This is a genomic window from Peribacillus sp. SRI_006 (assembly GCF_057586375.1).
Map to the genome: position 1 here is coordinate 1 of NZ_JBYCZT010000053.1, position 337 is coordinate 337.

At 47.5% G+C, this 337-nt stretch carries 2 tRNA genes; both read right to left on the reverse strand.

The features are described 5' to 3' along the window. Window positions 1–70: 70 nt before the first annotated feature. Window positions 71–146, reverse strand: a tRNA-Ala gene (locus AC2YHV_RS27620). Window positions 147–162: 16 nt separating this feature from the next. After that, window positions 163–239, reverse strand: a tRNA-Ile gene (locus tag AC2YHV_RS27625). Window positions 240–337 lie beyond the last annotated feature (98 nt).

Genomic DNA, 337 nt, shown 5'->3' on the forward strand with positions numbered 1-337 from the left:
TTAATTGCCTTCTATCTATTATCTAGTTTTCAAGGAACAAGCTGTCCCAATCACAACGTGATTGTTTCATTGGTGGAGCCTAGCGGGATCGAACCGCTGACCTCCTGCGTGCAAGGCAGGCGCTCTCCCAGCTGAGCTAAGGCCCCGTTTGGGGAAATGGAATGGTGGGCCTAAATGGACTCGAACCATCGACCTCACGCTTATCAGGCGTGCGCTCTAACCAGCTGAGCTATAGGCCCATTCACATAAATAATAAGCTTCTGCTTCCCAAGCTTATCGCGGGATTGCTATTTAATTGAATGAATCACTCATTCAAAACTGAACAAAACAAAAGCGC